The 1,503-nt window shown below is 66.3% G+C and carries 3 protein-coding genes; 2 read left to right on the top strand and 1 reads right to left on the bottom strand.

The annotated features are described in order from the left end of the window. Both GXY33_16995 and GXY33_16990 read left to right on the top strand, forming a co-directional pair. Window positions 1–141: glucose-fructose oxidoreductase (locus tag GXY33_16995; GenBank protein NLX06836.1), on the top strand; the 141-nt coding region annotated here is incomplete at its 5' end. Next, window positions 138–905, top strand: a complete 768-nt coding sequence (locus GXY33_16990; GenBank protein ID NLX06835.1) for a sugar phosphate isomerase/epimerase — start codon at window positions 138–140, stop codon at window positions 903–905. The genes GXY33_16995 and GXY33_16990, both read left to right, overlap by 4 nt. 3 nt (window positions 906–908) lie before the next feature. Here GXY33_16990 and GXY33_16985 read toward each other — a convergent pair. Then, on the bottom strand, window positions 909–1,503 hold a 595-nt coding region (locus GXY33_16985; GenBank protein ID NLX06834.1), incomplete at its 5' end, for a hypothetical protein.

Genomic DNA, 1,503 nt, shown 5'->3' with positions numbered 1-1,503 from the left:
TTCGCCGAGTCGATCCGCCAACATCGCCCCAGCCGGACCGACGGACACGCCGGACGCGAGGTCGTTGCGGTCGCCCTGGCCGTCTACCGGGCGCACGAGACGGGGCAAACCATCGGCGTGGAGAGGAACTACGAGCGATGATCGATCACGGACTGGTGTCGGTGACGTTTCGCCAACTGATGCCCGGGCAGATCGTGGACCTGGCGGCCAAAGCCGGGCTTTGTGCGATCGAATGGGGCGGCGACGTACACGTGCCGCCGGGAGACGCCAGGCTGGCCAAAGAGGTGCGAGAGATGACCATCGATTCGGGCCTTCGCGTCGCCTCGTACGGCTCGTACTATCGGTCTGAAGGCGATGAGGCGTTCGAGCCGGTGCTCGAGACGGCGCTGGTCCTGGCGGCGCCGACGATCCGGGTATGGGCTGGGCACAAGGGCTCAGCCGACGCCGGACCGCGGGATCGCCAGACGGTAATAGCCGACCTCTGCCGGATCGCGCGGTTGGCTCTGTCGCACAAGACGACCATCTCGCTGGAGTATCACGGCGGAACGCTGACCGATACGCCGGATTCGGTGGATCGGCTGCTTGATGAGCTGGATGGCTGCGATGCGGAGGCTGCGCGGAACATTTTCCTGTATTGGCAGCCGTCGCGGGCGCATTCGCCGGAGCAGCGGCTCGAGAGCCTCCGCCGCGTGCTGGCTCGGTTGAGCAACCTGCACGTCTTCCACTGGGTCGAACACGAGCGCTTGCCGTTGGCTGAGGGCCAAGTGGATTGGCGGGAGTATTTGGCTCTGGCCAACTCGACCGGTCGCGGCCACGCCGCCATGCTGGAGTTTGTGCGCGACGACTCGCCGGAGAGGTTTCTCCAGGACGCAGCGACGCTCAAGGACCTGATCGCCTCGAGGTAATGCCTACGGCTGGCGCTCGATTTCGTAGGCCAGGAACGTCCCCTCCGGCTGAACCGTTGCCGCGGTGAACGTGACCGCGCCGTCGGCGACGCGCGTCTCCATCTTCTTTTGCCGCTTGCCCGACAGATCGACCGCCCAAACTTCGACCGCACCGGGGTCTTCCAGCTTGATGCTGATCTCCGCGGAGCCTCGGCGGACCAGATGCGGCAGTTGGCCGATGTGCTCGAGCACGGTCAGATCGCGGCTGCGGAACTTGATCCGGTCGTTCTGCACGTCGGTCAGGTGCAGCACGAGCAGCCGCCGGCTCTCGGCGATCGGCTGACCGTCGATCGCCGCCACCATCACCGTGCACGCCTGCCCGTCGTTCGCCACCCGCACCCGCTCGCCCGCCAGCTCGCCCTTCCTCAGGATGATAAACGCCTCGCTGTTCGGCGTGACGGCCTGGAAGGTCTCCGCCTTCGCATCGAGCTTGAGCTGTCCGGTGTCGCTGGCAAACCGCCCAGCCGCCGCGTCCACGTGGGCCTTGTCGATCACGCCGTCCGCGGTCAGCCGGTCGATCAGCGTCGGATCCCACGGATAGAACTTCGTGCGGGAAAGC

The sequence above is a fragment of the Phycisphaerae bacterium genome (genome assembly GCA_012729815.1).
Classification (GTDB): Bacteria; Planctomycetota; Phycisphaerae; order JAAYCJ01; family JAAYCJ01; genus JAAYCJ01.
Note: the sequence above shows the minus strand (reverse complement) of the source record. Positions and strands in the feature narration are given on the sequence as shown.